General features: G+C 62.6%; 8 protein-coding genes. 1 reads left to right on the top strand and 7 read right to left on the bottom strand.

Annotation, left to right across the window (positions count from 1 at the left end):
• Positions 1-127 precede the first annotated feature (127 nt).
• Positions 128-265 (top strand): hypothetical protein, encoded by a 138-nt coding sequence (locus tag EN955_RS22645; protein ID WP_245265365.1) that lies wholly within the window; start codon positions 128-130, stop codon positions 263-265.
• Positions 266-274: 9 nt separating this feature from the next.
• Here the strand turns inward: EN955_RS22645 and EN955_RS22640 are convergent, their stop codons facing one another.
• The 7 genes from EN955_RS22640 to EN955_RS22610 form a co-directional block, all read right to left on the bottom strand.
• On the bottom strand, positions 275-2,536 hold the full coding sequence (locus tag EN955_RS22640; protein WP_024504407.1) for a transglycosylase domain-containing protein: 2,262 nt from the start codon (positions 2,534-2,536) through the stop codon (positions 275-277).
• A gap of 169 nt (positions 2,537-2,705) precedes the next feature.
• A complete protein-coding gene (locus EN955_RS22635) occupies positions 2,706-3,620 on the bottom strand; it encodes a hypothetical protein (protein WP_013529553.1) in 915 nt (304 codons plus the stop codon).
• An 18-nt stretch (positions 3,621-3,638) separates the two neighbouring features.
• Entirely contained in the window at positions 3,639-3,785 is a 147-nt protein-coding gene (locus tag EN955_RS22630; RefSeq protein ID WP_013529552.1) for a hypothetical protein, read from the bottom strand.
• A gap of 25 nt (positions 3,786-3,810) precedes the next feature.
• Positions 3,811-4,065, bottom strand: a complete 255-nt coding sequence (locus tag EN955_RS22625; protein WP_013529551.1) for a GlsB/YeaQ/YmgE family stress response membrane protein — start codon at positions 4,063-4,065, stop codon at positions 3,811-3,813.
• 108 nt (positions 4,066-4,173) lie between these two features.
• Positions 4,174-4,377, bottom strand: coding sequence for a hypothetical protein (locus tag EN955_RS22620; RefSeq protein WP_013529550.1), 204 nt, complete (start codon positions 4,375-4,377; stop codon positions 4,174-4,176).
• 100 nt (positions 4,378-4,477) lie between these two features.
• Positions 4,478-5,098, bottom strand: coding sequence for a ribonuclease D (locus EN955_RS22615; protein ID WP_013529549.1), 621 nt, complete (start codon positions 5,096-5,098; stop codon positions 4,478-4,480).
• A 124-nt stretch (positions 5,099-5,222) separates the two neighbouring features.
• Entirely contained in the window at positions 5,223-6,608 is a 1,386-nt protein-coding gene (locus EN955_RS22610) for a M20/M25/M40 family metallo-hydrolase (RefSeq protein WP_127223457.1), read from the bottom strand.
• Positions 6,609-6,998: the final 390 nt, after the last annotated feature.

Raw genomic sequence — 6,998 nt, 5'->3', positions numbered from 1 at the left:
GTTCGCGAAGATCATTGGAAAAAGGTCGCGTCATCAGATGCTGGCCTCCACTCCAGCCAGCATCTTGAATCACAAAACTCACAAATCGGGAATCCCCTACGATTCCATCAAGTCGTGAACCGCTCTAATGTATGACTTGATGACAAAGTCGTCCGGCGCGCTTTCCTGCGCCAAGCACCTCACCATCAGCGACGGCAAGATTCACAGCGACAAACTGACCTTTGACAGCAAGAAGCTGGGCAGCGCCAAACCAAAGGCGAATTAGCGGGTCTACTCAGCCGCCAAGGAGGTCGAGGATCGAGGTCTGCCGCTTCTTGCGCGGACCGCCGACGTCGCCTGGCGGCACCGGGTGCTTGATCGACGCGGTGGCGCCGTCATCCTCCGGCATGGAAAGGCCATCGGCTTCGACGGTTTGGGCGGGACGAGCCGCGCGGACCGGCGCTTGGGCAACCGGCGCTGCTGGCCGCGCTGGTGCCTGCTGGCCGACCGACGTGGACGGAACCGGCGCCGTGTTGTTCGCCGAGGGTATCTCGTCGGGGACGATTGTGTCGGCCGGCGTCGACTTCCAGGTGCCGGGCAGCGGCCGCACCGGCACACCCTCGTGGGCCGCAACCATGAACTCGTGCCAGGCCTGCGCCGGCAGTGCGCCGCCGGTGACCTTCTTCATCGGGCTGCCATCATCATTGCCGAACCACACACCGGTGGTGAGATTGGCGGTGTAGCCGACGAACCAGGCGTCGCGCGAATTCTGACTGGTGCCGGTCTTGCCGGCCGATGGCCAGGCGAAAGCCGCTTTCCGGGCAGTGCCGATCTCAACCGTGCCCGTCATCATCGAGTTCATCATGCCGACGATCTCAGGCTTGACGACGCGCGGCGCGCTGCCGCCGCCGCTGTCGTAAAGCACCTTGCCCTCGGTGGTCGTCACGCGTCGGATGAAATGGATGTCGGGCTTGTAGCCGCCATTGGCAAAGGGGACATAGGCCGATGTCAACTCCAGCGGCGTCACTTCCGAAGTGCCGAGCGCGATCGAGGTGTTGGCTGTCAGGTCGGACTGGATGCCCATGCGGTGCGCCGCCTCGACAACCGCGTTCGGCCCGACCTCCATGGTCAGCTGCGCTGCCACCGAATTCAAAGACTTGGCCAGCGCGGTGGCCAGCGTCACCTTGCCGAAATACTTGCCGCCGTAATTGTCGGGCGTCCAGTTGCCGATCTTGATCGGCGCATCGTTGCGGATGCTGTCGGGCGTGCGGCCGGCTTCAAGAGCGGCCATATAGACGAACGGCTTGAATGCCGAGCCCGGCTGGCGACGTGCCTCCGAAGCACGGTCGAACTGGCTGGTCGAATAGTCGTAGCCGCCGACCATGGCGCGCACCGCACCGGAATCGTCGATCGACACCAGGGCGCCCTGGCTGACGTTGAGTTTCTTGCCGCTGTCGTCGATCAGCCTGCGGATCGATTGCTCGGCGAGCTTCTGCAGGTTCAGGTCGACGGTGCTGTCGATGACGATATCGCCGCGTACGTCGCCGATCAGGTCGGGCAGTTCCTCCATGATGGTATCGGCGACGTAATTCTCCGAGCCGGTCCAATAGGAAGGCGCACGCGTTGCCGGCGCGCTCATCGCCGAGGTCAGTTCCTTGGCGCTGATCTTGCCCTCGTCGCGCATGGCGGCAAGCACCAGCTGCGAGCGTTCCTCGGCGGCCTTCGGATCGCGTGCCGGGGACAGCCGCGACGGCGCCTTCAGCAGGCCGGCAAGCAATGCGGCTTCCGACAGGGTGACGTCGCGCGCGCTCTTGCCGAAATAGCGGCGCGAGGCGGCTTCGACGCCATAGGCGCCAGAGCCGAAATAGACCCGGTTCAGGTACATTTCGAGGATCTGGTCCTTGGTGTGCTTGTGCTCCAGCCATAGCGCCAGCAGCACTTCCTGCACCTTGCGCTCCAGCGTGCGGTCGGGTGTCAGGAACAGGTTCTTGGCCAATTGCTGGGTCAGCGTCGAGCCACCCTGCGAGAAATGCCCGCCAAGCACATTGGTGACCATCGCGCGGGAAAGCCCGATCGGGTCGATGCCGAAATGCGAGTAGAAGCGCCGATCTTCGATGGCGATGACGGCTTCCGGGATATAGGGCGACATTTCGTGCAGGCCGACCGCCTCGCCGCCGCTCATGCCGCGATTGGCGAGCAATTGGCCATCTGCCGAGACGATCTTGATGTTGGGGGCGCGGTCGGGAATCGACCAGGTCGTCGCCGCCGGCATCTTGGCACCGTAGTAGATGACGATGCCGGCCACGGCGATGCCGCCCCAGATGGCGAGCACGAAGCACCAGTAGAATAGCCGGCCGAGCACGCCGAACAGGCCGCGCCGGCTTCTGCCGCGCTTGACCCGCGACGATTTCCCTTTGGCCGGCTTGCGTTTTGCGGAGGCTTTGCGATTGCTCGGCACGACGCGATCCTCCTCGTTCACCGAAAGACCCGCCGAGGACCGCGCCTGCGGCGGCCCCTCGAAACTGGGTTCGATGCGACTGTCTCTGCGGTTCGCCATGCGCTGTGCTTGATGTCCCCGATGCCTATGGCGTTCGGGTTGAAGAGTAGATGCGGCGATTTAAGGGCGGGTTAAGTCGTGTTCGAATGCCGGCCTTGGGGTTGGGCAGCCAAAAAGGCCAGCGTCTGCTCTTTGCAGGTTACTGACGCCACGCTGTTCGCTGTCTCGTTCAGATGGGCTCGAACTTCACATCCGGCTGGTCGGGACCGCCGGCTTGCCGCAACAGCGCGACAATGTGTTCGCCCCTGTCGACCGGCTGTCGCCTCCAGTTCGAGGCGTTCGTGACGTGCAGCCAGCCATCGACAATCATGAAAAAATCCTCGGATTGATCATGTCCGGCGCCGAAGCGAAGCGATTTGTTTTCAGCGAATCGAATCAGCGCCGGATCGATCGACCTGTAGAGCACAGGCCAGTTGCCACCGCCGGAATCCATATGAAACTTGTAGCTCGGGGCGAAATCCAGTCGTCGCCGCAACAGGCTTCCGTCGAAAAAACAGAAGCCGGGCCACAGGAACCAGCCGCCTGGCGTCGGCGTATCGCGCCGCACGCTGCCGTAGAGGCTTTTGCCCTCCATCCGGGCGCGGATCGAAAACGGTTCAGTCGGAAAGATGTCATGATCGATGAAGCCGAACAGCTTCGGCCCGAACCTGGGCAAGAAATTCCGCACGATCCAGTTGAGCGCTTGACCGTGCGATCTGCTGACGACCAGCCTGTTCTTCGGCAATGCGACATAGGGGACATGCTGGCGACGGCAGAGATCGCGGATTGCTTCCCTTGCCTCGCCCTTGTTGCTGTTGTCGAAAACGATGTAGCTTTCGTGCTCGGCCAGGTATCGGCGTACCAGGTGGATCTGCCATTCGATCATTTCGGGCCGGTTGAAGGCCACGGTGGCGACGACCGCATCGCGGAATACCTGCTCTTGCCCCTGCAATTCGCTGACCGGTGCGGATGTCCTCAGAAAGCGAAACACCCGCCAACGATAGCGCAGCAGCGCCTCGCGCCTTGGCGGCCTGTTCAGCCTCTCCCATTCCGCCACGGTGATCGGGGGCTGATCGACGTCTTCCGGGGCGTCAGAAGCAACCATGTCGCGCCCCCGCATAGCTTAGTTCTGCTGGATCGAAATGCCCTTGTCGTCGATCTTGAGCTCGACGCCCTTGGGTTTGGTTTGCTCGCGATAGACATAGATGCCGAGCGCGATGACCACGACGACGAGCGCGCCGATGACGAGATAGAGCGTATTCTGTTTCATGGCGCGCTCTTTGCGTTGTCGAGCCTCAGGCTCGTTTCAGAACCTTGACCAGCACCAGCAGGATGATGGCGCCGATCGTGGCATGGATGATCGCGGCGAGAGTGCCGCCGCCGATGGAAAAGCCGATCCGCGGAAACAGCCAGCCGGCGATGAACGCACCGACGATGCCCACGATGATGTTGCCGATCAGGCCGAAGCCGAAGCCGGAAACGATGAGACCGGCGAGCCAGCCGGCGATGGCACCGATGATGATGAAGACGAGCAGGCTTTCGACACCCATAGCGATTTCCTCCGAGCAAGAGGGCGACCGCGGACCGGAAAGCCCGAATCGGCCTCGACATCAACAGCTTAGGCTATTCGAAAGCAGCCGGCCTCACCAGCGGCGCGCTTATTGATCGTCGTCGTCGCTTGCGGCAGGGCGCCAGCTGGTCGGCTCGACCTTCTTTTGCGTGTGACTGTCGATATAGACCCACCAGCCGTCGTCGCGATATTGCGCGATGGATTCGTTGATGACGCCGTCGCTGTCCTTCCAGGTCACGGAGACCTTGGAGCCGTCTGTCGGCGCGGTCGCAATCGGCTTTCTGTCCGCCATGTCATTATCCCCAATTGCACCGACAAACTGAGCCGACAGAACGCGACGGCCTGTATCCGGTTCCAAACGGTCACCGGCCCGCGGAGCGCGCCAACGGCCCTCAGCTATGGGCGAAGATATCCTCTTCGTCCCAGCCCATCAGGTCAAGCTTGGCACGCGTCGGCAGGAAGCGGAAGCAGGCATCGGCCTCCTTGGTCCGCCCATCGCGCGCCAGCCGTCCGGCCAGTACATCGCGCAACCGGTGCAGATAGAGCACGTCGGAAGCCGCATATTCGAGCTGTTCGGGCGACAGCGTCTCGGCCGCCCAGTCCGACGATTGCTGCGCCTTGGACAGCCCGACGCCGAGAAGCTCGAAGCAGATGTCCTTGAGCCCGTGGCGGTCGGTATAGGTGCGGGTCAGCCGCGAGGCGATCTTGGTGCAGAATACCGGCTCCGGCATGACGCCGAACGCATTGTAGAGAACGGCAAGATCGAAGCGGCCGTAGTGGAACAGCTTGGTTACGCCGCGGTTCCTCAGCAGGCTGACGAGGTTCGGCGCCTTCTTCTGGCCGGGCGCGATCTGGATGACGTCGGCGCTGCCGTCGCCGGGCGAAATCTGCACCACGCACAGCCGGTCGCGATGCGGATTGAGCCCGAGCGTTTCGGTGTCGATGGCCACTGCCCCGACATTGTAGTGCGAGAGGTCGGGCAGGTCGTTTTTATGGAAACGGATATCGGCCATTGTCTTCTCCGGTCGAGCCCTACAGTGCCCCCTGACCCGCAGGGGATGTTGCAGCGCTTTATCTTGTGGCCCGTCCTCGCCGCGATCGGCTGAAAAATCAACAGGAAAACAGGGGTTCCGCTGCTCAGCGCGTCAAGGCATCGAGAATCCGCGCCCACGAGCGCTGGCCCTTGTGGAAGGAGCTGAGCTCGTATTTCTCGTTGGGCGAGTGGATGCGGTCGTCGTCGAGGCCGAACCCGACCAGCAGCGATTCCATGCCGAGATAGGTCTGAAAATCGCCGACAACCGGAATGGGGCCGCCGCTGCCCGTCGTAACCGCCGGCTTCGGCCATTCGTCGGACAGCGCATTCTTGGCCTTGGCCAGGAAGGGCGAGTCGTAGGAAAGCTGGATTGCCGGCGAGCCGCCATGCGGATGGAATTCGACGGAACAGTCGGCCGGAATGCGCTCCTTGACGAACTTCTGGAACGCGGCCCGGATTTTTTTCGGGTCCTGCTTGTGGACGAGGCGAAACGAGACCTTCGCCGAGGCTTCGGCCGCGATCACCGTCTTGAAGCCCTTACCGGTATAGCCGCCGATGATGCCGTTGAACTCGGCCGTCGGCCGCGCCCAGGTCAATTCCAGCACGGAGCGGCCCTTTTCGCCCGACGGGATCGACAGGCCGACCGGTCCCAGGAACGTCTCGGCAGTCTCGCCGAGCGTCTCCCATGATTTCAGGATCTGCGACGGCGTTTCCTCGACGCCGTCATAGAAGCCGGGAATGGTGATGTGGCCGTCCTTGTCGTGGATATCGGCCAGCACCCTGGCCAGGATGCGGATCGGGTTGGCGGCGGCACCACCATAGAGACCCGAATGCAGGTCGCGGTCGGCGGCCTTCACCGTGATCTCCTCACCCACCAGCCCGCGCAATCCGACGCAGATCGACGGCGTGTCGCGATCCCACATGCCGGTATCGCAGACCAGCGCGAAATCGGCCTTGAGTTCGCCGGCATTGGCCTCGAGGAACGGCTTCAGCGAAGGCGAACCGGATTCCTCCTCGCCCTCGAACAGGATGGTGATGCGGCAAGGCAGATTGCCATGCACCTGTTTCCAGGCGCGGCAAGCCTCGACGAAGGTCATCAACTGGCCCTTGTCGTCGGCCGACCCCCGACCGACGATCACCTTGTGGTCCGGCCCGACCTCCTTGACAGCAGGCGCGAACGGATCGCTTTCCCACAATTCGATCGGGTCGACCGGCTGAACGTCATAATGGCCGTAAAACAGCACATGCGGCGAACCGGCCGGGCCGTCATGGTGCGCAACCACCATCGGGTGGCCGGGCGTGTCGCGAACGCTGGCGTCGAAGCCGATCAGCTCGAGTTCGGCCACCAGCCATTCCGCCGCCTTGCGGCAGTCGGCGGCATAGGCTGGATCGGTGGAGATGGACTTGATCCTGAGCAAGCCGAACAGGCGCTCGAGGCTCTGGTCGAGATTCTTGTCGAGACGGTCGAGGACGGGGGAAACTGCGGACATATGTGAAGCCTTTCGATTCAGAACCGGAACCGTAAAGGCATGACGGGAAAACGAAAAGCCCGCGATCATTGGACCACGGGCTGCAAACGTCTCTGCGAGGCAAAAAAAGACCGCCGTGGTGGAGGGGGAACCACGGCGGCCTTCTACTCGAAACGATGCGGCAGCCCGGAGAGGGGGGATAGGCTGCCGCAGGTGTCCGGGATAGGCGGGGGACGGGCCTTGCTCCGGACTCGGCGAAAACTGCCGATGACGTGTATTTGGGTCTCTGAACGTGGCGATTCAAGGGCACGAAAATTACAGTTTTGTAACATGGGCGTGAGCAGGGCGACCGCGATCTGTCAGGGTGTTGCCGGAACCGATAGTCGAGGCTGCCTTTGGCATGGACCAAGC

It is taken from the genome of Mesorhizobium sp. M7A.F.Ca.CA.001.04.2.1, from assembly GCF_003998485.1.
GTDB classification, from domain to species: Bacteria; Pseudomonadota; Alphaproteobacteria; order Rhizobiales; family Rhizobiaceae; genus Mesorhizobium; species Mesorhizobium ciceri.
The sequence above is the reverse complement of the archived record's forward strand: the minus strand, read 5'-3'. Positions and strand labels throughout refer to the sequence as shown.